This window comes from Glycomyces sp. NPDC047010 (assembly GCF_040644205.1).
Lineage (GTDB): Bacteria > Actinomycetota > Actinomycetes > Mycobacteriales > Micromonosporaceae > Glycomyces.
In genome coordinates this window covers 21,953-42,893 of the sequence record NZ_JBEYVY010000011.1, presented here as the reverse complement: position 1 = coordinate 42,893, position 20,941 = coordinate 21,953, and the positions used below count along the sequence as shown (strand labels likewise).

Annotated in this window: 19 protein-coding genes; 10 read left to right on the top strand and 9 right to left on the bottom strand. The window is 70.5% G+C overall.

Features of this window, described 5'->3' with window-relative positions:
* Positions 1-220: 220 nt before the first annotated feature.
* Positions 221-1,342 (top strand): right-handed parallel beta-helix repeat-containing protein, encoded by a 1,122-nt coding sequence (locus AB0A65_RS21090; RefSeq protein WP_359953566.1) that lies wholly within the window; start codon positions 221-223, stop codon positions 1,340-1,342.
* A 75-nt stretch (positions 1,343-1,417) separates the two neighbouring features.
* Here AB0A65_RS21090 and AB0A65_RS21085 read toward each other — a convergent pair whose 3' ends face one another.
* Positions 1,418-2,377 carry an ROK family glucokinase gene (locus AB0A65_RS21085; protein WP_359953564.1) on the bottom strand — a complete coding sequence of 320 codons (960 nt, stop codon included), beginning with the start codon at positions 2,375-2,377 and terminating at the stop codon, positions 1,418-1,420.
* 282 nt (positions 2,378-2,659) lie between these two features.
* Between AB0A65_RS21085 and AB0A65_RS21080 the strand changes: the two genes are divergently transcribed.
* From AB0A65_RS21080 to AB0A65_RS21070, 3 genes are read left to right on the top strand one after another with little or no spacing between them, the layout of a single operon-like run.
* Positions 2,660-4,471 (top strand): AMP-binding protein, encoded by a 1,812-nt coding sequence (locus AB0A65_RS21080; protein ID WP_359953562.1) that lies wholly within the window; start codon positions 2,660-2,662, stop codon positions 4,469-4,471.
* Between the two features lie 12 nt (positions 4,472-4,483).
* Positions 4,484-6,241 carry a GAF domain-containing sensor histidine kinase gene (locus AB0A65_RS21075; RefSeq protein ID WP_359953560.1) on the top strand — a complete coding sequence of 586 codons (1,758 nt, stop codon included), beginning with the start codon at positions 4,484-4,486 and terminating at the stop codon, positions 6,239-6,241.
* A gap of 12 nt (positions 6,242-6,253) precedes the next feature.
* Positions 6,254-6,925 carry a response regulator transcription factor gene (locus tag AB0A65_RS21070; protein WP_106362196.1) on the top strand — a complete coding sequence of 224 codons (672 nt, stop codon included), beginning with the start codon at positions 6,254-6,256 and terminating at the stop codon, positions 6,923-6,925.
* Between the two features lie 5 nt (positions 6,926-6,930).
* Here AB0A65_RS21070 and AB0A65_RS21065 read toward each other — a convergent pair whose 3' ends face one another.
* Positions 6,931-8,067 (bottom strand): glycosyltransferase family 4 protein, encoded by a 1,137-nt coding sequence (locus tag AB0A65_RS21065; RefSeq protein ID WP_359953557.1) that lies wholly within the window; start codon positions 8,065-8,067, stop codon positions 6,931-6,933.
* Between the two features lie 131 nt (positions 8,068-8,198).
* On the opposite strand from AB0A65_RS21065, the gene AB0A65_RS21060 reads away from it, so the two are divergent.
* On the top strand, positions 8,199-9,614 hold the full coding sequence (locus AB0A65_RS21060) for an NYN domain-containing protein (RefSeq protein ID WP_359953555.1): 1,416 nt from the start codon (positions 8,199-8,201) through the stop codon (positions 9,612-9,614).
* Position 9,615: 1 nt separating this feature from the next.
* On the opposite strand, the gene AB0A65_RS21055 is transcribed toward AB0A65_RS21060, so the two are convergent.
* Positions 9,616-10,047 carry an RDD family protein gene (locus AB0A65_RS21055; RefSeq protein ID WP_359953553.1) on the bottom strand — a complete coding sequence of 144 codons (432 nt, stop codon included), beginning with the start codon at positions 10,045-10,047 and terminating at the stop codon, positions 9,616-9,618.
* A gap of 276 nt (positions 10,048-10,323) precedes the next feature.
* Here AB0A65_RS21055 and glnA point away from each other — a divergent pair, with 276 nt between their 5' ends.
* From glnA to AB0A65_RS21040, 3 genes are all read left to right on the top strand, one after another.
* Positions 10,324-11,748: a type I glutamate--ammonia ligase gene (glnA, locus tag AB0A65_RS21050; protein ID WP_359953551.1), complete on the top strand. Its 1,425-nt coding sequence runs from the start codon at positions 10,324-10,326 to the stop codon at positions 11,746-11,748.
* Between the two features lie 99 nt (positions 11,749-11,847).
* On the top strand, positions 11,848-12,546 hold the full coding sequence (locus tag AB0A65_RS21045) for an AzlC family ABC transporter permease (protein WP_359953549.1): 699 nt from the start codon (positions 11,848-11,850) through the stop codon (positions 12,544-12,546).
* The gene (locus tag AB0A65_RS21040; protein ID WP_359953547.1) at positions 12,543-12,854 is read left to right on the top strand and encodes an AzlD domain-containing protein; all 312 of its coding nucleotides are present in this window, start codon (positions 12,543-12,545) and stop codon (positions 12,852-12,854) included. The genes AB0A65_RS21045 and AB0A65_RS21040 overlap by 4 nt, the downstream gene beginning before the upstream one ends.
* A gap of 86 nt (positions 12,855-12,940) precedes the next feature.
* Here the strand turns inward: AB0A65_RS21040 and AB0A65_RS21035 are convergent, their stop codons facing one another.
* The gene (locus tag AB0A65_RS21035; RefSeq protein WP_359953546.1) at positions 12,941-14,041 is read right to left on the bottom strand and encodes an LPXTG cell wall anchor domain-containing protein; all 1,101 of its coding nucleotides are present in this window, start codon (positions 14,039-14,041) and stop codon (positions 12,941-12,943) included.
* 266 nt (positions 14,042-14,307) lie between these two features.
* Positions 14,308-15,411 carry a sugar-binding protein gene (locus tag AB0A65_RS21030; RefSeq protein WP_359953544.1) on the bottom strand — a complete coding sequence of 368 codons (1,104 nt, stop codon included), beginning with the start codon at positions 15,409-15,411 and terminating at the stop codon, positions 14,308-14,310.
* A gap of 273 nt (positions 15,412-15,684) precedes the next feature.
* Here AB0A65_RS21030 and AB0A65_RS21025 point away from each other — a divergent pair, with 273 nt between their 5' ends.
* Entirely contained in the window at positions 15,685-16,590 is a 906-nt protein-coding gene (locus tag AB0A65_RS21025; RefSeq protein ID WP_359953542.1) for an MBL fold metallo-hydrolase, read from the top strand.
* Here AB0A65_RS21025 and AB0A65_RS21020 read toward each other — a convergent pair.
* Entirely contained in the window at positions 16,587-17,120 is a 534-nt protein-coding gene (locus AB0A65_RS21020) for a MarR family transcriptional regulator (RefSeq protein ID WP_359953540.1), read from the bottom strand. The two genes, AB0A65_RS21025 and AB0A65_RS21020, sit on opposite strands and share 4 nt — an antisense overlap.
* 134 nt (positions 17,121-17,254) lie before the next feature.
* Here AB0A65_RS21020 and AB0A65_RS21015 point away from each other — a divergent pair, with 134 nt between their 5' ends.
* Positions 17,255-18,160, top strand: coding sequence for an EamA family transporter (locus AB0A65_RS21015; protein ID WP_359953539.1), 906 nt, complete (start codon positions 17,255-17,257; stop codon positions 18,158-18,160).
* 49 nt (positions 18,161-18,209) lie between these two features.
* On the opposite strand, the gene AB0A65_RS21010 is transcribed toward AB0A65_RS21015, so the two are convergent.
* From AB0A65_RS21010 to AB0A65_RS21000, 3 genes are all read right to left on the bottom strand, one after another.
* Complete coding sequence (locus AB0A65_RS21010) at positions 18,210-19,019, bottom strand: ABC transporter permease (RefSeq protein WP_359953537.1); 810 nt, start codon at positions 19,017-19,019, stop codon at positions 18,210-18,212.
* Positions 19,016-20,029: an ATP-binding cassette domain-containing protein gene (locus tag AB0A65_RS21005; RefSeq protein ID WP_359953535.1), complete on the bottom strand. Its 1,014-nt coding sequence runs from the start codon at positions 20,027-20,029 to the stop codon at positions 19,016-19,018. Before AB0A65_RS21005 ends, AB0A65_RS21010 begins: the two co-directional genes overlap by 4 nt.
* 159 nt (positions 20,030-20,188) lie before the next feature.
* Positions 20,189-20,878, bottom strand: coding sequence for a hypothetical protein (locus tag AB0A65_RS21000; protein ID WP_359953533.1), 690 nt, complete (start codon positions 20,876-20,878; stop codon positions 20,189-20,191).
* Positions 20,879-20,941: the final 63 nt, after the last annotated feature.

The window sequence follows — 20,941 nt, the reverse complement described above, 5'->3', positions numbered from 1 at the left end:
CGGCGGGCCGCAGGTCACCCGATCGTGTCCACATGTTCCGCGGGAGCGGGGCCGGGGCGGCGCCCCGGCCCCGCTCCCGCGCCTTCCGGGATTACGGGTGGGTAGCGCTTTCCAAACCCGGGTCCGCCCGCTATGATCCCATTAAATCGATTCATTTCGATGTCTCGATCGAGAATCGATTGAAACGTTCAAATCGATGGGAATCTCAAGGAGCACAACGATGTCCCCCGCCGGCAATCCCAGACGACGGATCAGGCTCGCCCTCGCGGCGGCCGCGGTCGTGTTCACCGGCGCCCTCGGCGCCGTGGCGGTCCCCGAGGCCGCGATGGCGCAAGGGTGCGGCGCGGGCACGCCGCACGCCACCGTCACCGGCTCCTCCGGGGCCTACACCGCCAAGGACGGCGGCACGACCGTCTACTCCGGCTCCGACTACCGCGCCGCGGTCCAGGCCGGAGTCGACGCCATCGCCAGCGGCGAGCGCGTCGCCGTGATGGCCTCCGGCAACATCGGCGCCAGCACCATCACCATCCAGAGCGGCAAGACCTTCGAGGGCTGCGGCACGATCACCGTCGCCAACCGCTCCGGCCGCGGCGCGATCGAGGCCATCAACACCACCAACGTCAACATCGCGTACCTCAAGATGGCCGGGAACCCGTACTTCGGGCTCCGCTTCTCCGGCACCAACGGCCTCAAGCTCGGCGACATCGACCTCACCCTCAGCGGCGGCCTCGGCATCCGCTTCGACCGCGACGCCGCGTGGAACTACAACGTCACGATGAACGACATCTACGTCTCCGGCGCCGGATCGCACGCGGTCGAGACGTGGAACATCGACGGCTTCAACATCACCAAGGTGACCGCCCGGAACGTCGGCGAGTCGGGCCTGCTCATCCAGAACTCCCGCAACGGGTGGGTCGGCACGGTCGACGGGAACAACGTCGCCACCGGCACCGGGTACGCCACGTTCCGCATGGCGAACACCAACGGCAAGACCGCGAGCGGCGGCTACGCCACCAACATCTGGGTCGACAACGTCATCTCCCGCGGCGGCGGGCGCGGGGTCTTCTGCGTCTCGGCGTCCGGCGGCGTGGTCATCAAGAACGTCGACCTGGCGAGCAACGGCAACAACTCGATCCTCATCGAGAACTGCTACAACGTCTCGATCCGCGGCGGCACCGTCAACGGCGGCGGCGAAGTGCGCCTCGCGGCCCGCACGGAGTTCGCCAACAACAAGGACATCTGGATGATCATGACGGTGAACAACACGTCGGTCCGGGAGTCGCCCTGCGGCGAGAACACCAACTGGACGATCAGCGGCAACGCGTCGATGAACGTGTGCTGATCCTGGTTGTGGATATGCCCTATATATAAGGAAAGGACCGGGGCATTCGCCCCGGTCCTTTCCGCACGTGTCCGGCTACGGGACGATGTCGCGGTGGCGGGCCAGGTCGGCCGCGCCGATCACGCCGGCCTTCGAGCCGAGCTCGGCGGCGCGGACCTCCGCGAACGGCACCTGGTTGCGGTTCCCCAGGGCCTCCTCGTAGTGCTTGCGGATCGGGTCGAGGAGCAGGTCCCCCGCGTCCACGACGCCGCCGGCGATGAGGATGACGCCCGGGTCGATGAGGTTGACCATGTCGGCGGCCGAGTTGCCGAGGTAGTAGCCGATCGAGTCGAACGCGGCCAGCGCGACCTCGTCGCCCTCGCGGGCGGCGTCGGTGACCTGGCGGCCGGTGATCGCGTCGGCGTCGCCGCCGGCGAGCTTGAGGAGGACGGCGGCCTTGGCGGGGTCGGCCGCGGCGCCCTCGCGGGCGGCGCGGGTGAGGGCGCGGCCGGAGGCGTACTGCTCCAGGCAGCCGACGCGGCCGCAGCCGCAGGGGCGGCCGTCGGGCATGACGGAGCGGATGTGGCCGATCTCGGCGGCGACGCCGTGGGTGCCGCGGAGGAGGTTGTCCTTGACGACGATGCCGCCGCCGACGCCGGTGCCGATCGTGTAGAGCACGGAGGAGCGGTGGGCCTTGGCGGCGCCGAAGCGGTGCTCGCCCCAGATGGCGACGTTGGCGTCGTTCTCGACGACCACAGGGAGGTCGATGACCGCGGTGACCTTGTCGCGGAGGGGCTCGTTCTTCCAGGAGACGTTGGGGGCGAGCATGACGGTGGACCGGTCGGAGGAGATCCAGCCGGCCGCGCCGATGCCGACCGCTTCGATCTCGTGGCCGCCGCGCAGCTCCTCGACGACTTCCTTGACCGCCTGGATGACGCCGTCCTGGTCGTCCGCGGGGGTGGGGCGCCGGGCCGTGGCGAGCACTTCGCCGTTCTCGTCGACGAGTCCGCCGCCGACTTTCGTGCCCCCGATGTCGACTCCGATAGTCAGACTCACAGCTGTCCCTCCAGCGGTTCCCGGAATTGAGGCGTTGGCTGCCACGCGACGCTGCGGGCCACCGACAGACTTTACGGCACGATTAACTCCCGAGGAAATCGGCTGTTCCATCCCCCTTGGCGAAGGTATCACCGCAGTGACTTTCGATCTCGTTCTCGTTGCTCTAGCATCGGAATTCAACCTGACTTGCCAACGGAGTTAACTCACCGGTAAGTTGTGCCCATCACGTGTCGACCGCCTTTCTTACAACGCCGTAACCACGGCGCGTTGAACGGAGCCATAATGCGCGAGTTCGCCGTCCCCCCTGTGGTGACAGTGCCCGATGAAGACAACACCCTCACCGCGCTGTGGGACGCGGCCGAGAACCACCCCTCCTCGATTCTCTACATGCGCTCGTTCGACGAGGGCGCGACCTGGCAGGACGTCACCTCCGTGCAGTTCCGGGACCAGGTGGTCGCGGTGGCGCGGGGCCTGGCCGCGGCGGGCGTGCAGCCCGGCGACCGCGTCGCGCTCATGTCGGCGACCCGGTACGAGTGGACCCTGATGGACTACGCGATCTGGGCGGCCGGGGCGGTGACGGTGACGATCTACGAGACGTCATCGGCCGACCAGGCGAAATGGATCCTGGAGGACTCGGGCGCGACCGCGGTGATCACCGAGACCCCCGAGATGACCGCGATGGTCGAGGGCCTGTCCTCGCAGGTCCAGCACGTGTGGACGCTGGACGCGGGGGCCGTGGACGCCCTGACCGCGCTGGGCGCGGACGCCGACGTGGACATCGAGGAGCGCCGGGCCTCGCGGGGCGCGGGCGACCTCGCGACGATCGTGTACACCTCGGGCACGACCGGGCGCCCCAAGGGCTGCATGCTCACCCACGGGAACCTGCTGAACGACATCCGCAACGTCATCCCCGAGGTGCCGGGCGTGCTGTACGACGGCGCCAGGATGCTGCTGTTCCTGTCGCTGGCGCACGTGCTGGCCCGCATCCTCCAGATCGCGGGCATGGAGTCGCGCACGACGATCGCGCACGCCGACCGCACGAAGCTGACCGCGGTGATGCCGGTGGTCAAGCCGACGACGCTGCTGGCGATCCCGCGCGTGTTCGAGAAGGTGTACGCCGGGGCGTACCAGAAGGCCGTGGACGGCGGCAAGGGCCACCTGTTCGAGAAGGCCGCGGCGGCCGCGAAGGAGTACAGCCGCGCGCTCGACAAGCCCGGCGGGCCCGGCCTGGGCCTGAAGCTGCGCCACAAGCTGTGGGACGTGCTGGTGTACAAGAAGATCCGCGCGGCCGTGGGCGGCGAGTGCAACTCGGCGGTCTCGGGCGGGGCGGCGCTCGGCCCGGAGCTGGGGCACTTCTTCCGCGGCGTGGGCATCACGATCTTCGAGGGCTACGGGCTGACCGAGACCTCGCCGGTGCTGTCGCTGAACATGGAGACGGCCATCAAGGTCGGCTCGATCGGGCGGCCGACGCCGGGCACGGCGCTGCGCGTCGCCGACGACGGCGAGCTGGAGGCCAAGGGCCCGCAGGTGTTCCCGGGCTACTGGAACAACGACGCGGCGACCGCGGAGGTCCTCGACGCGGACGGCTGGTTCAAGACCGGCGACATCGCGGAGATCGACGACGACGGGTACGTGACCATCACCGGCCGCAAGAAGGACATCATCGTCACCGCGGGCGGGAAGAACGTGGCCCCCGGGCCGCTGGAGAAGATCCTCGACTCGCACCCCTTGATCGCGTACGCGCTGGTCGTGGGCGAGGCCCGGCCGTATATCGGGTGCCTGATCTCCATCGACGGCGACATCCTCCCCGACTGGCTCTCGCGCCACGGGAAGGACCCGGAGACGGCGATCGCGGACCTGGTGGAGGACGCGGAGCTGCTCGCGGAGCTCCAGGAGAAGGTCGACGAGGCCAACGCGACGGTCTCCCGCGCGGAGCAGATCAAGCGATTCCGGGTGATTCCGGTCGAGTTGAGCGAAGACGCCGGGGAAATCACTCCGTCAGTCAAGGTCAAACGTCACGTCGTCATGGAAAAATACTCAGGCGAGGTGAATGCGCTGTACGAGTCGGCGCAGCAGGAGACCAAGAGCAAGTAAGCGAGGGGCCCCATGGGCGAAGAGGCGGCGCTGGAACGCCAGTGGCAACTGCCCGCCGTCGCGCTGCGGGGCGCCCTGTTCGCGCTCGTCGCGGTCTTCGGCTGGGCCTCAGTGGGCCTGGCCGAGGCCGCGACCTGGTGCGGGATCCTCGCACTCGCGGCACTGCCCGGGGTGGTCCTGCCCCGGCACCGGCTGCTCGCGCCCGCCGGGCGCCTCGCCGAGGTCGCGGTGGTCGTCCTCGGGACACTCGCCACGGGCGGCCTCCCGGCGTGGATGCTCCCTTACCTGATCGCGCCGTTCGCGACGGCCGCGTTCGACGCGGCCGCGCCCCCCGAGGACGGCGACAAGTGGTCCCGGCTGCGCACCTGGGGCCCGCCCGCGCTCGTCGCGCTCGCCGCGGTGGGCCTGCTCGCGCAGGCGCCGCGGGTCGCGGACTTCAACCGGGGCACGTACGTCACGACCGCGGCCGTCGCGCTCGCGTTCGGGCTCGCGGCGGCGGTCGGCGCGTGGTGGCTGCGCCGCTCCCGCACCTCCGACATGCACCACTCGCAGCTCCCGTACGCCGAGGCCGCCGCGCTGCTCACGCAGCTGCGGGTCGTCGCCCGGCAGCTCCCGGGGTCCACGCTGGACCCGGGCGGGATCGCCACCGAGATCGTGGACACCGCCGCGCGCATCCCCGGCGTCGAGCGGGCCGCGGTCCTCTCGGCCGCCTCGGGGCGGCGCCTGGTCGTCCTCGCCGAGCACGCCGAGGAGCGCGTCGACTGGGAGACGTCCCCGCAGCTGAACTCGCTGCTCGCCGACGCCTGGGCGGGCCAGAAGCCGCAGGCCGGGCAGGTCCCGCTGTCGCGGTCCACGCAGGGGCCCGTCGCGTCCCTCGTCATCCCGCTCGTCGCCGAAGGGCGCACGGTGGGGCTCGTGGCGATCGAGTCCGACGACCCGGCCGCGTTCGGGCCCGAGGCGATCACCGCCGCCGAGGACCGCACCAAGGGCGCGGCCCTGCGCCTGGAGACCGCGCTCCTGTTCGAGGACGTCAGGTCCATGGCGACCACCGAGGAGCGCCAGCGCCTGGCCCGCGAGATCCACGACGGGATCGCGCAGGAGCTGGCGATGCTCGGGTACGGGATCGACAACGCGATGGCGATCCTGCCGCCGGAGGCCGGGGAGGCGAAGGGCGAGCTGGAGGACCTGCGCTCGGAGGTGACGCGGCTCGTCACGGAGCTGCGGTTCTCCCTGTTCGAGCTGCGGTCGAACGTCGACCGTCAGGGGGGCCTGGCCTCGGCGATCGCGGACTATGCTCGTACTGTGGGCGCCTCCGCCGGACTGCGGGTTCACCTGTCCCTGGACGAGGGCGGGGCGCGGCTGCCCGCGAGCACCGAGGCCGAGCTGCTGCGGATCGCCCAGGAGGCGATCACGAACGCGCGCAAGCACGCGAGGGCCGAGAACCTGTGGGTGACGTGTGAGGTGGACCCGCCTTACACCCGCATCGAGGTGACCGACGACGGACAGGGGCTCTCCGGTGAGGCGTCCGAGGGGCGCTACGGCCTGGCGATCATGAGCGAACGGGCCGAGCGCATCCGCGGCTCGCTGGAGATCCGACCGCACCAGCCGCACGGGACGACCGTGGCGGTGGTGCTCAACGCGGGGGCGCGGCCCACCCCGAGGGCCGAGGCCCCCCGCCCCGGGTCCGCGGCTTGGGCGGCCGCCGACCGCGCCAGAACTGAACAGCCGGCCCGACGGCCAGACCACGGTGGTGGCCGTGGCAGCCAATGAGGAGAGACACGCATGAACGCTGACGCGCTGGAGACGACCGGTCAGACGACGGTGCTGATCGTCGACGACCACGATCTGATCCGCAAGGGCCTCCGGCATGCCTTCGACCGCGACCCCGAGTTCGAGGTGGTCGGCGAGGCCGACACCGCCGCCGACGCGCTCCGCCAGGCGGCGTCCCTCATGCCCTCCGTGGTGATCATGGACCTGCGCCTGCCCGACGGTTCGGGCCTGGACGCGACCCGCAAGCTCCGCAAGGCCCACCCCAACATGGGCATCGTGGTGCTGACGATGTACGCCGGCGACGACCAGCTGTTCGGCGCCCTGGACGCGGGCGCGTCGGCGTTCGTGCCGAAGTCGGCCCCGGCGAACGACGTGGTGTCGGCGGCGCGGCACGCCGCGTCGAACCCGACGGCGTTCAGCGCCGCGGACCTCGCCGAGGCGATGCAGCGGCGCCTGACCCCCACCGGCCCCCAGCTGTCGCCGCGCGAGTCGCAGGTGCTGAAGCTCCTCGCCGACGGGCTGTCGGTGGCGGGCATCGCGAAGCAGCTGTACGTGTCGGAGTCGACGGCGAAGACGCACATCTCGAAGCTGTACGAGAAGCTCGGCGCCGGGAACCGCGCGCAGGCGCTCATGACGGCGCTGAAGCTGGGGCTGCTGGAGGCCCCGGACCAGCCGAAGTTCTAAGCCGCTCATACGGTCTCGCCGTAGAGCATCCCTTCGAGGCGACCGGCCTGGCGCTCCCAGGTCCACTCGGCGAGGGCCCAGTCGCGGCTGGCCTCGCCGAGTTTGCGCGCCAGGGGCGGGTCGGACAGGACCTGGCTGAGGCGGTAGGCGATCTCGCCGAGGTCGCGGCCGTCCACGACCCACCCGGACTGGTCGTGGAGGACGGTGTCGGGGGCGCCGCCGGAGTCCCCGGCGATGACCGGGAGGCCGGTGGCGGCCGCTTCGAGGAACACCGCGCCGAGCCCTTCGACGTCGAGGCCGCGGCGGCGGGTCCTGCAGGGCATCGCGAAGACGTCCCCGGCGGCGAAGTGCGCGGCGAGCTCGTGCTCGGGGACGCCGCCGGTGAAGACGACCTGGTCGGCGACGCCGTGGCGGCGGGTCTCGGAGCGGAGCGTCGCCTCGTAGGGGCCCTGGCCGACGATGAGGAGCCTGACGTCGGCGCCGACCTGCTCGCGGACGTGCGGGAGGGCGGCGATGAGCTTGTCCTGGCCCTTGCGGGGCACGAGGCGGGAGACGCAGACGATGACGGGCAGGTCGCCGAGGCCGTGGCGCTCGCGGATGGGGGTGCCGTCGACGCCGGGGTGGAACGTCTCGGTGTCGATGCCGAAGGTGAGCTGTTCGAGCCGCGTGTAGGGGGCGGCGACGGGCGCGAGGCGCCGGTACGTGTAGTCCCCCAGGTAGGTCATGACGTCGAGTGAGGACGCGATCCGGCGCAGGAGCCCGCGGGTGCCGGGCATGGCGGCCCAGCCGACCTCGTGGCCGTGGGTGAGGGCGATGGCGCGCTCGATGCCGGTGTCGTGCTTGAGGCCCGCGGCGAGGAGCCCGAGGGGCGCGGCGGCGCCGAACCAGACGCGGTCGCAGCGGTGCTCGCGGGCGAGGTCGGTGACGGCGCGGGCCACGCGGGGGGTCGGCAGGAGCATCGCGGTGCGGTCGCGGACGACGGTGAACGGCTGGGCGGCGTCGAACTCGGCCCACCCGGGCGAGGTCGAGGTGTAGACGACGAGGCCGTCGGAGGGCAGCCGCAGCGCCATGCCGTGCACGAAGGTCTGGATGCCGCCCCGGCGGGGCGGGAAGTCGTTGGTCACCAGCAGTGTCCGGCTCACATCATGACCCCCTTCATGATCGGACCAGTCTGCCACGCCCCGCGGTCGGGCGCGGCGATCCCGGATGACCGGCGCATGAAGGGGCGCGGTCGGCGGTTCCGGGCTGTGACGGCGATGGCACACTGGTGCCTATGAGCAGCGGCGACGAGACCAGCGACCCCGGGCCCGACGCCGGCCTGCCGGAGGCGCCCGCCGCCTCCGCGGCCGGCGACGACGCCTCGGGCGAGGGGGACCCGGCCGAACGGACCGAGCCCGGCCCGATCGTGTTCCTGACCGAACCGGTGCGGCGCAGGGCCGTCGAGATCGCGGCGGTCGCGATGCCGGGGCTGGCGCAGGCGCGCGTCCCGGCCCGGCTGCGCCGCTTCATGAAGTTCAGTCCCCCCAAGCGCGCCAAGCTCGCCCGCGGGGAGCTCGCGGCGGCCCTGGACCGGGACGAGGAGTTCCGGGCGGGCCTCGCGGAGGTCCTCGCGTCGACCGACTCGCCGCTGGTCGCCGTCATCGGCGAGGGCGGCGCGGTGTCGCCGATGGCCGACCCGGTGGAGGTCGCGGCCCTGACGTACCTGCTGCGCCCGGACGGGTGGCGGGACCTGATCGCGTCCGCGGTGGACGCGATCCCCGACGCACCGGAGGCCCCGGCCGCGCCCGCGGCGCCGGACGAGGCGGGGCAGCGGCGGATCGCGTCGCTGGAGAAGGAGAACGGGAAGCTCCGCGGCGCGCTCGCCGACCAGCGGACGGCCGCCGGAGTGCTCCAGGAGGACCTGCGGCGGGCCCGCCGGGACCTGCGGGACGCCGAGGAGCGGGCCGCGAAGGCCGCCGGGGACCTCGCCGCCGAGAAGGGCCGGCTCAAGCACGCCGAGACCGAGCGGCGCTCCGAGCGCCGCCGCCTCGACGCCGAAGTGGAGTCCCTGCGGGGCCAGCTCGACCGCATCCGCAAGGCCGACAAGGAGACCGAACGGCTCGCGTCGGTGCGCCTGTGGCTGCTCATGGAGACCCTGTCGGGGGCCGCCACGGGCCTGCGGCGCGAGCTCGGGCTCGAACCGGTCGACGACCGGCCCGCGGACTACATCGCCGAGGAGTACTGCGACGACCCCGAGGAGCGGCCCTTCGAGGGTTCGCGGGGGCTCGGCCAGGCCGACCCGCAGCGCCTGGACCACCTCCTGTCGCTGCCGAACCCGCACCTCATCGTCGACGGGTACAACGTGACGATCTCCGCGTGGGGCGAGACGCTCACCCTGGAGCAGCAGCGCAACCGGCTCGTGCAGGGCCTCGGGGCGGCCGCCGCGCAGACGAACGCGGAGGTGACGGTGGTCTTCGACGGCGCCGACGCGATCTTCGGCGCGAAGCCGTCCGCGCGGGGCGTGCGGGTCCTGTTCAGCGCGAAGGGGCAGATCGCCGACGACGTGGTCGTGGAGCTGGCGCGCGTGGAGCCCGAGGGCCGGCCCGTCATCGTCGTCTCCTCCGACCAGGAGGTCGCCGACCGGGCCCGGCGCGAGGGCGCCTACCCGGTGCCCTCGGCGGTGCTCGTCAAGTGGATGCAGCGGACCTGACCTATTTCGCGGCCGGGACCTTGAGGACCACCGAACCGGCCGCGAGGTCGTGGAGGCCGCGGTTGTACGGGTGGAAGACCGCCGTCAGCGCCGGGATGACGAGGGACAGCAGGACCGCGCGCACCAGGGCCCGGAGGAGGCCGAGGCGGCCGCCGTCGCTCGCCGACACGCACGCGATCTTCATCAGCGCCATGCCGAGGCTCTGCGTGCCGACGGCCATGCAGCAGGTGTAGTAGACCGCGAACAGCCCCGCGATCACCAGGTTGAACGCGAACGGGTCCGGGGTGAGCAGGCCCGCCCACTGGAGCAGGTACGGGAGGATGAGGCACGCGACCCAGTCGATCACCAGCGCGAGGAAGCGCAGGCTGATCGAGGCCAGGTCCTGTCCGGAGCCGGTGGTTTCGGGGGTCTTCGCACCGCGTTCGCTCGTCATGGCGCGAGTCTACGACTCGCCCCGATCGGTACGGACTGCACCGGTCTGAGCTGTGGTTTCGGCCGATTGTGAACAGGCCCGCATTTTGCAAGTAACACACGCGAAACAATTGATTTACGGTGAGGCAATTGACCGCGGTTAGCGTTTCGCCTAATAAGCTTAGGCGTCGACAGCGAGGTCGGCCCGACCGGACCGGGTGTTCGACGATCCGGGACCCGCTGGGCGGGGCCGCGCCACGGTCCTCCCGGCACCTCACCTACCGAGAGGAATACCTTCGTGTTCTCCAGCCCTGAAGAGCTCCTCGGCTACGTCCGCGACAACGACGTGAAGTTCATCGACGTCCGCTTCTGCGACCTGCCCGGCGTCATGCAGCACTTCAACATCCCGGCCGACTCCTTCGACGACGACCTCCTTGAGGAGGGCCTCGCGTTCGACGGCTCCTCGATCCGCGGGTTCCAAGAGATCCACGAGTCGGACATGCTGCTCCTGCCGGACGTGGCGACCGCGTTCGTCGACCCCTTCCGCGAGCAGAAGACCCTCGCGCTGAACTTCTTCGTGCACGACCCCTTCACCCGCGAGGCGTACAGCCGCGACCCCCGCAACGTCGCGAAGAAGGCCGAGCAGTACCTCGCCGGCTCCGGCATCGCCGACACCGCGTACTTCGGCGCCGAGGCCGAGTTCTACATCTTCGACTCGATCCGCTTCGACCAGACCGCCAACCAGGCGTTCTACGAGATCGACTCGATCGAGGGCGCCTGGAACACCGGCGCCGACGAGCCCGGCGGGAACCTCGGCTACAAGCCCCGCCACAAGGGCGGGTACTTCCCCGTCGGCCCCGTCGACCACTTCGCGGACCTGCGCGACCGCATGGTCACCAACCTCATCGAGGGCGGCCTCACCATCGAGCGCGCCCACCACGAGGTCGGCACCGCGGGCCAGTCGGAGATCAACTACCGCTTCGACACGCTCCTGCACTCCGGCGACGACGTGCAGAAGTTCAAGTACATCATCAAGAACACCGCCACCCAGGCCGGCAAGACCGTGACGTTCATGCCGAAGCCGCTGTTCGGCGACAACGGCTCGGGCATGCACACCCACCAGTCGCTGTGGGCGAACGGCGAGCCGCTGTTCTACGACGAGACCGGCTACGCGGGCCTCTCGGACACCGCCCGCCACTACATCGGCGGCCTGCTGCGCCACGCCCCGTCGCTGCTCGCGTTCACGAACCCGTCGGTGAACTCCTACCGCCGCCTCGTGCCGGGCTTCGAGGCCCCCGTGAACCTCGTGTACTCGCAGCGCAACCGCTCCGCGTGCACCCGCATCCCGGTGACCGGCTCCAACGCCAAGGCCAAGCGCGTCGAGTTCCGCGTGCCGGACCCGTCGAGCAACCCGTACCTGGCGTTCTCCGCCATGCTCATGGCGGGCCTGGACGGCATCAAGAACAAGATCGAACCGCCGGCGCCGGTCGACAAGGACCTGTACGAGCTCGGCCCGGACGAGTACGGCGACATCGAGCAGGTCCCCGGCTCGCTCGACGCGGTCCTCGACAACCTGGAGGCCGACCACGACTTCCTCACCGAGGGCGGCGTGTTCACGCCCGACCTCATCGAGACGTGGATCAGCTACAAGCGCGAGAACGAGATCGACCCGATCCGCCTCCGCCCGACCCCGCACGAGTTCGACCTGTATTACGAGGTGTAGTCCTGTTGTAGGGCAACATGTCTGAAGGGCGCGTCCGGCATCGCCGGGCGCGCCCTTGAACGTTTGTTCACTGCCCCCGCCGAGGGGCATACTTCGGCGATGCCCATCAGATACCTACAGCGCCTGGACCGGGGGCTGCTGCGCGACATCGCGGCCCTCGACGCCGGGCTGTTCATCGTCGGGGTGTCCTTCGGGGCCATCGCGACCTCGCAGGGCGTCCCCTGGTGGCAGTCGACCGCCATGTCCCTCTTCGTGTTCGCGGGCGCCTCCCAGTTCGCGACCATGGGGATCATGACCGCGGGCGGCGGCCTCCTCGCGGGCGTCGCCGCGGGCCTGGTCCTCAACCTGCGGCACGTCCCCTACGGCATGGCCGTCGGCGACGTCTACTGGACCTCCCTGCGCGCCAAGCTCATCGGCACGCACCTGCTGGTCGACCACTCCGCGGCCTTCGCACTCGCGGCCGGGGACGACCGGCGGCGGGCCCGCCAGGCGTACTGGACCGTCGGGGTGAGCCTCTTCGTCATCTGGAACCTCGGGAGCCTGCTCGGCGCGTTCGCCGGGCGGCTCATCGCCGACCCCAAGGCCCTCGGCCTCGACGCGGCCCTGCCCGCGATCCTCCTGGCGCTCATCATGCCGAACCTGCGCGACCGCCGCACCCTCGCGGCAGGGCTCCTCGGCGTCGCGGTCGCCCTCGGCACCAGCTTCTTCCTGCCCGCGGGCGTGCCGGTGCTGCTGGCGCTCGTCGGGCTCGTGGTGATGTGGAAGGGCGGCAACCGGAACGAGGAGGCCGCGGCATGACGATGCTGATCGCGATCCTGGCGCTGGCCGTCGGGACCTACCTGATCCGGCTCTCGGGGCCGCTGCTGCGGCGGCGCATGACCCTCTCCGACCACGCCGAGCAGGTCATCCGGGCCGGTGCCACGGTGGTCCTGCTGGCGCTCACGGTGACCTCGGCGCTCCTGGTCGACGGCGGCTTCGCGGGCTGGGCGCTGCCCGCCGGGGTGCTCGTCGGCGGCGTCCTCGCGTGGCGGAAGGCCCCGCTGGCGCTCGTGGTCGTCGCGGCGGCCGCGACGACGGCGCTGCTGCGCCTCGCGGGCGTCGCATAGGGAACGGCGAGGGGCCCCGCAGCTGCTGCTGCGGGGCCCCTGACCTTGTCAGCTTCTACCGGAGTCCGTACCCCTGAAGGGTGTGACTACCAGTCCTGAGCGGCGCGGCGGCGACGCATCAGGAAGAAGATCACGCCGGCGGCCACGATGAGCGCGGCGGCCGATCCGATCATGATCGAGAGCGAGCTACCGGTCTTGGGCAGCTCGGGCTTCGGCGAAGGCGACTCGGAAGGAGTCTCCTCCGGCGGGCACGGGGTCCAGCGGACCTCGCCCGTGATCTCGTCCTTCTGGGTCGAGATGTAGTAGTAGACCTGGAGGCCCTCCTGGCCGGGGACCTCGACGGTCTCGGACTCGCCCGGGGCGAGTTCGAAGGACCACTCGTCGTCGGTCAGGTTCGTCCAGATCTCGAAGTACGCGGGCTCGCCGTCGGCCGGGGACGTCAGCGTGAAGGTGAGGCTGTCGCAGTTCGACTCGACCGAGATGTACGCGCAGAGGTCGTTCGGCTCCCAGGTGATGGTGTCGACCAGCTCTTCGCCGACGTAGATGTCGACCGAGAGGCCGGCCTCGAAGTCCTGCACGAAGAAGGTGTAGTCGATGTAGTCGCCGACCTCGGGGGTACCGGAGATCTCTTCGCCGTCAGAGGAGACGAAGGTGAACTCGGCGAGGGCGTCCTCGGAGTAGTTCTCGGCCCAGGCGTAGACGCTGGTGCACTCGTAGAACCCGCCGTACTCGTAAGAAGGCGTGGGCTCCTCGGGGGTCTCCTCGCCGCAGCCGCCCTCGGGCTGAGAGACGGTCGCGGTGCGGGAGTTGGTGTTGCCGTTCGGCCAGACCCCGTTGAGGGTCAGCGTCGCGGTGGCGTCGTCCGTGCTCAGCGTCTGGGTGCCGGTGATCGGGGTGGCCCCGAACTCCGGGAGCACTGCGTTGGGGGCGAACAGGTCGCCGGACACGTCCTCGGTGTTGGCCGTGTAGCTCGCGACCGACCCGGCGCCGATGTCGGCGGGCTTGCCTTCCCAGTCGGTGGCCGACCAGGTGACGGTCCAGTCTCCGGAGCCGTCCTCGACACAGGAAGCGGCGCCGGAGAACTCGACGTGGTGGGCTTGGGCTGCGGAGGCGAAGGTGACCGCTCCGGCGAGGCCCAGGACGGCGCTGCCGGCCAGTCCGAGCACCCGCTTGAGGGTACGGTTCATGTCTCTCCTAAGTAGATGACTGTTGGGTTTGGGGGGATCGGGGGCGCCGGCGGTCAGGGGGTGAGCGTGACCGGTCCGGGCACCGTACCAAATGAGACACGCAGCAAGCCGAAGAAGGGTCGCATAACAATCCAGTAACGGAGACCCCGTCACCTGCTGCGACGCAGGCGTTCCCGATCGTTCCGGGCGCTTCAGGCGGATCGGGCGAAACGGAAGCGGCCGGACCCCGCGCGGGGTCCGGCCGCATTCCCAGTGCGACGGGTCGGCTACGCCTCCCCGGCGTCGATCTGCTCTTCGGTGAGGTACTGGCTCTCCACGATGACCTCGACGTAGTTGTCGGCCGTGACGTCCACGGGCTCCAGGAGGAGCGAGGGGACGAACTTGAAGCCGTTGTCGTAGGTCCCGAGGTCGTTGACCTCCGGGTCGCCGCCGTCGACGATCGCCTTGACCATGCTGGTGACCGTGTGGGCGAGCTGGCGGGTGTCCTTGAAGACGGTCTCGGTCTGGCCGGTGCCGTCCTTGATGGCCTTGACCGAGGCGGCCTCGGCATCCTGTCCGGTGACGACGGGGAAGCCGCCGGTGCCGGGTTCGAGGTCGGCCTCGACGAGCGCGGCCACCACGCCGCGGCTGATGCCGTCGTAGGGGGACAGGACGGCGTGGAGCTCGGTGTCCTCGTCGTCGTAGAACTCCGCGAGGAGGTCGGTCATGCGCTCCTGGGCGACGTCGCCGCTCCAGCCCGCGGTCGCGGTCGGCTCCTGCTCGGTCTGGCCCGAGGGGATGACCACGGTGCCTTCGTAGATGAAGCTCTCAAGGGTGTCGAGGCCGCCGAGGAAGAAGTACTGCGAGTTGTTGTCGCCGAGGTCGCCGGAGAACAGCTCGATGTTGAAGGGGCCCGGGTTGTCGCGCATGCCGAGCCGCTCGATGATGTGCGTGGCCTGGAGGACGCCGACCTGGTAGTTGTCGAACGAGGCGTAGTAGTCGACGTCGGGGGTTTCGAGGATGAGCCGGTCGTAGGCGATGACGGTGACGCCCTTGTCCTTCGCGTCGGCGAGGACCTGGCCGAGGGAGGTGTTGTCGATGGCGGCGATGACGAGGAACTCGACGCCCTCGTCGACCATGGACTGGATCTGCGCGATCTGGTCCTCGACGACGTCCTTGGCGTTCTGGTGGATGACGTCGTACCCGAGGTCCTTGAGGTTGGCCTCCAGCGCCTTGCCCTCGATCACCCACCGCTCGGAGGTGTCCGTGGGCATCGAGATGCCGGTGAAGCCGGTCAGCTGCGCCGACTCCTCACCGGCGCCGCACCCGGCCAAAGACACCGCGGCGGCGCCCGCCGATCCGTACAGCAGGCCACGACGACTGAGGTGCATAAGGGTGGTACTCCTTCGTACACGGGAGGGGGTTCGTATTCCCCCCGAAACTAACACGGCCCTGGAATGGGACTATCGGGTCGATCCGTGATCCGACCGTGTCCTGAGCAGGGGATAAATCAGGACGTGAGCCGTATTGCGGCTCGCATGTGTATCACTTCGACGCATGTTCGGCGCCATTCGGTAATGCTCCTCAGTGAAGGTAGATCGGGCCCGGAGATCGCTCTCCGGCGCCCCCGTCCCGAGGGGTGCGCGCCGCATACCATTGCGGTCATGAGCGACCGTTGGATCGAAGTGGCCGACCGCGTGTGGGTGCGGCGGCTGAAGGAGCTCGACCAGTCCCTGGGGCTGGTCGTGGGGGACGACTGCTGCCTGGTCATCGACACCGGGATCAGCGCCGAGGCCGGGTTCGCGTTCGCCACGGCGATCCGGGAGCTGACCGACCTGCCCTGGCAGGTCGCGTACACGCACGACCACTTCGACCACTGGTTCGGGACCGCCGCGTTCGGCGAGTCCTCGGTGTGGGCCGTGGCCGACGGCGCGCACTACGTGCGGTTCGGCGACGAGCAGCGCCGCAAGTGGGTCGCGAAGTACCGGCTCGACGGGCGCGAGGAGGAGGCCCGGCAGATGGGCGCCTCGCGGCTGGTGCCGCCGAACTGCCGCGTGCAGGGCGCGATCGGGCTGAACCTCGGCGGGCGCACGGTGGTCCTGCGGCAGGTCGGATTGGCGCACAGCGACAACGACATGGTCGTGGAGGTGCCCGACGCGGGCGTGCTGTTCGCCGGGGACCTGCTGGAGCAGGGCGCGCCGCCGTCCTACAGCGCCGCCTACCCGATCGAGTGGCCGCAGGCCGTGGAGCACCTGCTCGGCTGGAAGCCGCCCGTGGTGGTGCCGGGCCACGGCGAGCCCGGGGACTACTGGTGGGCGCGGGCGCAGGCCCGGGACCTCGCCGAGGTCGCGCGGCTGTGCGCGGAGACCGCGCAGGGCTTCATCACCGAGGACGAGGCGGCCGAGCACTCCCCGTTCGGGCCCGAGGCGATGCGGACCGCGATCGCCCGCTGGAAGGAGCTGACGCCGCCCGCCCCCGAGCCCGCGCCGCAGCCGGACCCGGCGCGCACTCCCCCGCCGCCGGTCGTCATCTACGACCTCATCGACTACCAGATCGACATGCGGCCCTAATCGAACGGCTGGTCCTCGAAGCCGGCGTGGAGTTTGCGGAGGAGCGCGCCGAGCTGGTCGCGCTCCTTCGCCGTGAGCGGTGACAGGGCCTCGTTCTGCGCGGCTATGCCGATCCGCACGGAGTCCTCGATGACCTCGCGGCCGAGCGGGGTCATGCGGACCTTGATGCCGCGGCGGTCGCCGGGGTCGGGCAGGCGCTCGACGAACCCGGCGGCCTCCAGCTTGTCGAGGCGGCCGGTGAGGCCGCCCGAGGAGAGCATCATGGCGGCGCTGATCTCTTTGGGCGAGAGCGTGTACGGCTCGCCGGAGCGGCGGATCGTGGCGAGCACGTCGAACTCGTTGCGGCCCAGGCCCTTCTCCGAGCGCAGCTTGTGGAGGCGGGCGCCGAGCTTCTGGGAGATGCGGTGGATCCTCCCGAACAGCGCCATCGAGTCGAGCTCCAGCTCGGGCATCTCGCGGTGCCACTGGCCGATGATGCGGTCCACGGCGTCGGTATCTGCGGCGGCGTTCTCGGCGGCGTCGTCACTCATGAGCGGTATTCTCCCCTACCTGCGCGGGCGCCAGGCAAGTACCTGGCGGTGATCTAACTCTATCTCAAGTATCTTGACTTCAAGCTAATTTGTTGTAAGCTAATTTCAGTCAAGCGAAACCTGAAGGGGCCGTCATGAACCGCAGCACCAAGGACCTCCTGCTCACCGCCCTCGCGCCGGTCATGTGGGGCACCACCTACTTCGTCACCACCGAGTTCCTCCCGGCCGAGCGCCCGCTCCTCACCGCGCTCCTGCGGGCACTGCCCGCCGGACTCCTGCTGATACTCCTGGCACGAAGGCTGCCGCGGGGCTCGTGGTGGTGGAAGTCGGCGGTCATCGGCCTGCTCAACATCGCCGTGTTCTTCGCGTTCCTGTTCATCGCGACGTACCGGCTCCCCGGCGGCGTCGCGGCCGTCCTCGGCGCGGTCGGACCCCTCGTGACCGCGGGGATCACGATGCTGGTGCTGCACACCCGGGTCCCGCTGCGCACGTGGGTGCTCGGCATCGCCGGGGTCGCGGGCGTCTCGATGGTGGTGCTCACCGCCCAGGCGCAGCTGGACCTGACGGGGGCCCTCGCGGGCGTCGGCGGCGCGATCTCCATGGCGACCGCGGTGGTGCTCACCAAGAAGTGGGGCCTGCCGCAGAACGCCGGGCCCGCGGCCCTCGCGGGTTGGCAGCTCACCGCGGGCGGCCTGCTCCTCGCCCCGCTCGCGCTCCTCGTCGAAGGCGGCATCCCGGAGCTGACTGGTACCAACGTCCTCGGCTACCTGTACCTCGGCCTCGTCAACACGGCCCTGGGCTACTGGCTGTGGTTCCGCGGCATCGGGCGGCTCTCGGTGGTGCCCTTGAGCTTCCTGGGCCTGCTCTCGCCGCTGACGGCCGCCACGGTGGGCTGGCTGCTCGCGGGCGAGACGTTCACGGTGTGGCAGACCCTCGGGTTCGCCGTGGCGCTCGGCGCGACCCTGCTCGCGCAGCTCCAGCACCGGCCGAAGCGCCCCGCCCCGGAGCCCGAGGCGCCGCGGGTCCTCGCGCGGGTCTGAGAACACAGGGAAAGGGCCCGGCCGTGCGGCCGGGCCCTTTCGCGCTGCGCTAGACCATCTTGCGGCGGTACGCGCGCATCGCGAGCGGGGCGGTCACCGCGAAGATGACCACGGCCCACACGAAGGTCCACATGAGCGGCTCGCCGATCGGGCCGTACGACAGCAGGCCGCGCATCGCGTCGGCCAGGTGCGTCACCGGGTTGACCTTCGCCCACGCCTGCATGAACCCCGGCATCGTGTTGATGTCGACGAACGCCGAGGAGGTGAACGTCAGCGGCATGATGATGACGAACGCGTAGATCTGGACCTTCTCCTCGGAGTCGGCGACCACGCCCATGAGCACCGAGATCCACGAGATCGCCAGCGCGAATACCACGAGCACGAGCGTCGCCAGGAGCGCGTAGCCGACGCTGCGCAGCTCGAAGCCCATGAGCAGGCCCAGGCCGACCATGATGACCACGGACCAGACCTGCTTGAACATGTCGGCGAAGATCTTCCCGGCGAGGGGCGCGGACCTGGCGATGGGCAGGGACCGGAAGCGGTCGTAGACGCCCTTGCGGAGGTCGGCGTTGATGCCGGTGCCGGTGTACATGGTGAGGAAGATGGCGTTCTGGGCGATGAGGCCGCCGAGGACGTACTGGAGGTAGTCGGAGGTCGAGCCGGCCATCTGGCCGCCGAAGACGTAGACGAACAGCAGCAGGAACATGATCGGGCTCAGGGACAGGTCGACGAGCTCGAAGGGGTTGTGCTTGATGCGCACCATCTGGCGCCAGGCCATGGAGAGGGTCTGGCTGACGGTGGCGCCGAGGCCGGGGCGGCCGAGTGACGGTGCGGGGGCCTCGATGGTCGCGGCGGTCATTTCGCCTCCTCCTCGTTCTCGTCGTCGGCGGTCTCTTCTTCGGTGCGGCGGCCGGTGAGGGTCAGGAAGACCTCGTCGAGGCTGGAGAGGCCGAGGTGGAACTCGGTGAGCGCGATGCCGCGGTCGCGCAGGTCGGCGGCGAGGGTCGGCATGACGCCGTCGTCGTTGACGCCGATGGTGATGGCGCCGGCCTCGACCATGGGGTCGAGGTCGGGGAAGCGCTCGGCGACGAGGTCGCGGAGGGCGTCGAGCTGGCCGTGGTCCTCGGGCTGGATGCGGAGGGTCTGGCCGCCGATCTTGGCCTTGAGCTGGGTGGGGGTGCCGGTGGCGATGACGCGGCCGTGGTCGATGACGGCGATCTCGTGGGCGAGCTGGTCGGCCTCTTCGAGGTACTGGGTGGTGAGGAGGACGGTGGTGCCGTCGGCGACGAGGCCGCGGACGAGGCCCCAGAGTTCGCCGCGGGCCCGGGGGTCCAGGCCGGTGGTGGGTTCGTCGAGGAAGAGGATCTTGGGGCGGCCGACGAGGCTGGCGGCGAGGTCGAGGCGGCGGCGCATGCCGCCGGAGTACGCCTTGGCGGGCTTGTCGGCGGCGTCGGCGAGGTTGAACTGCGCGAGGAGTTCGCGCGAGCGGGCCTTGGCGTCGCGGGTGGGCATGCCGAGGAGGCGTCCGATGAACCGGAGGTTCTCCTCGCCGGTGAGCAGTTCGTCGATGCCCGCGAACTGGCCGGTGAGGCCGATGAGGGAGCGGACTTCGGGGGCGTTCCTGACGATGTCGTAGCCGCCGACGCGGCCGGTCCCGGCGGTGGGCTGGGAGAGGGTGGCGAGCATGCGGACCATGGTGGTCTTCCCGGCGCCGTTGGGGCCGAGGACGCCGAGGACGGTCCCGGCGCGGGCGTTCAGGTCGATGTGGTCGACCGCCACGAGGTCGCCGAAGTGCTTGGTGATGCCCTCGGTCTCGATGGCGTAGTCGGTGGAATGCGACACGTCGTCCTCCTTCGGAAGCGTTCGCACGGTGCAAGGGTTCTGGTTTCCGTGGCGCATGTGCGCCACCTCATATGATGTCAGATTGACGCCCAGTTGGCATCACCCGGCGCGGAGGAATCTCGCGGCCGGATTCTGATCATGCACCCTGGGTCCGACACACGTGCGGGAATCGCCCGGACGCGGGGGTCAGCGCACCTCGGGCCGGGAGTAGCCGGCGGCCTCGCAGTGGTCCTCGAACCCGATCGGGAGCCAGCCGCCGGAGAGCCAGCGCGGGTGGTTGGGGAACGAGTCGTGGGCGGCGAGCGCGAAGATGAGCACGGCCGACATGGTCTGGAACTGGACGATCGTGTCGGCGCCGGTGCTGTTGCCGCGGTAGCGGAAGACGACGGTGTCGGGGCCGGTCAGGTCGATCATGTCGAGCCCGGACCAGTAGAGGCTGTACTGCTCGGTGTGGCTCCAGAACATGACCCGGGTGGTGGAGACCATGAGCGCGCCGGGCGGGCCGGGCATCCAGCGGCGCTGGAGGTCGGCCTGGGCGCGGCGCTTGGCGGCGTTGTTGGCGATGGCGTTGACGGCGAGCGCGCCCGCGACGAACCCGACGCTGCCGAACGCGAACATCCCTGACGTGGAGTAGCTGCCGTCCCCGGCGGCCTGGAAGTACATGGGCGTGGCCTGCCCGTCGGCGACGGGGAGCTCCCCGGGGTCGGTGCGGACGAGGGTCGGGACCGGCCTCCAGTCGCTGAGGCCGTTGCGGCGCAGGCCCTGGACGACGGCGCACGCGTAGTGGAGGTGCGAGTCGTACTGGGTCCACTCGGCGGCGGGCGGCCCGTCTGCGGGCTGCTCGCCGACGGGTTCGAGTGCATCGGACGGGCTCATGGCGCTCCGGCGTAGGAGGGTGCGAACGGCGCCATGCTACTGCGGCCGGGCCAGGCCCGTCAC

Coding starts and splice junctions, on each gene's coding strand:
- AB0A65_RS21030 (WP_359953544.1), bottom strand. CDS start 15,411: ATGCACCTCAGTCGTCGTGGCCTGCTGTACGGATCGGCGGGCGCCGCC.
- AB0A65_RS21090 (WP_359953566.1), top strand. CDS start 221: ATGTCCCCCGCCGGCAATCCCAGACGACGGATCAGGCTCGCCCTCGCG.
- AB0A65_RS21010 (WP_359953537.1), bottom strand. CDS start 19,019: ATGACCGCCGCGACCATCGAGGCCCCCGCACCGTCACTCGGCCGCCCC.
- AB0A65_RS21015 (WP_359953539.1), top strand. CDS start 17,255: ATGAACCGCAGCACCAAGGACCTCCTGCTCACCGCCCTCGCGCCGGTC.
- AB0A65_RS21075 (WP_359953560.1), top strand. CDS start 4,484: ATGGGCGAAGAGGCGGCGCTGGAACGCCAGTGGCAACTGCCCGCCGTC.
- AB0A65_RS21060 (WP_359953555.1), top strand. CDS start 8,199: ATGAGCAGCGGCGACGAGACCAGCGACCCCGGGCCCGACGCCGGCCTG.
- AB0A65_RS21040 (WP_359953547.1), top strand. CDS start 12,543: ATGACGATGCTGATCGCGATCCTGGCGCTGGCCGTCGGGACCTACCTG.
- AB0A65_RS21080 (WP_359953562.1), top strand. CDS start 2,660: ATGCGCGAGTTCGCCGTCCCCCCTGTGGTGACAGTGCCCGATGAAGAC.
- AB0A65_RS21055 (WP_359953553.1), bottom strand. CDS start 10,047: ATGACGAGCGAACGCGGTGCGAAGACCCCCGAAACCACCGGCTCCGGA.
- AB0A65_RS21000 (WP_359953533.1), bottom strand. CDS start 20,878: ATGAGCCCGTCCGATGCACTCGAACCCGTCGGCGAGCAGCCCGCAGAC.
- AB0A65_RS21025 (WP_359953542.1), top strand. CDS start 15,685: ATGAGCGACCGTTGGATCGAAGTGGCCGACCGCGTGTGGGTGCGGCGG.
- AB0A65_RS21020 (WP_359953540.1), bottom strand. CDS start 17,120: ATGAGTGACGACGCCGCCGAGAACGCCGCCGCAGATACCGACGCCGTG.
- AB0A65_RS21045 (WP_359953549.1), top strand. CDS start 11,848: ATGCCCATCAGATACCTACAGCGCCTGGACCGGGGGCTGCTGCGCGAC.
- AB0A65_RS21070 (WP_106362196.1), top strand. CDS start 6,254: ATGAACGCTGACGCGCTGGAGACGACCGGTCAGACGACGGTGCTGATC.
- AB0A65_RS21035 (WP_359953546.1), bottom strand. CDS start 14,041: ATGAACCGTACCCTCAAGCGGGTGCTCGGACTGGCCGGCAGCGCCGTC.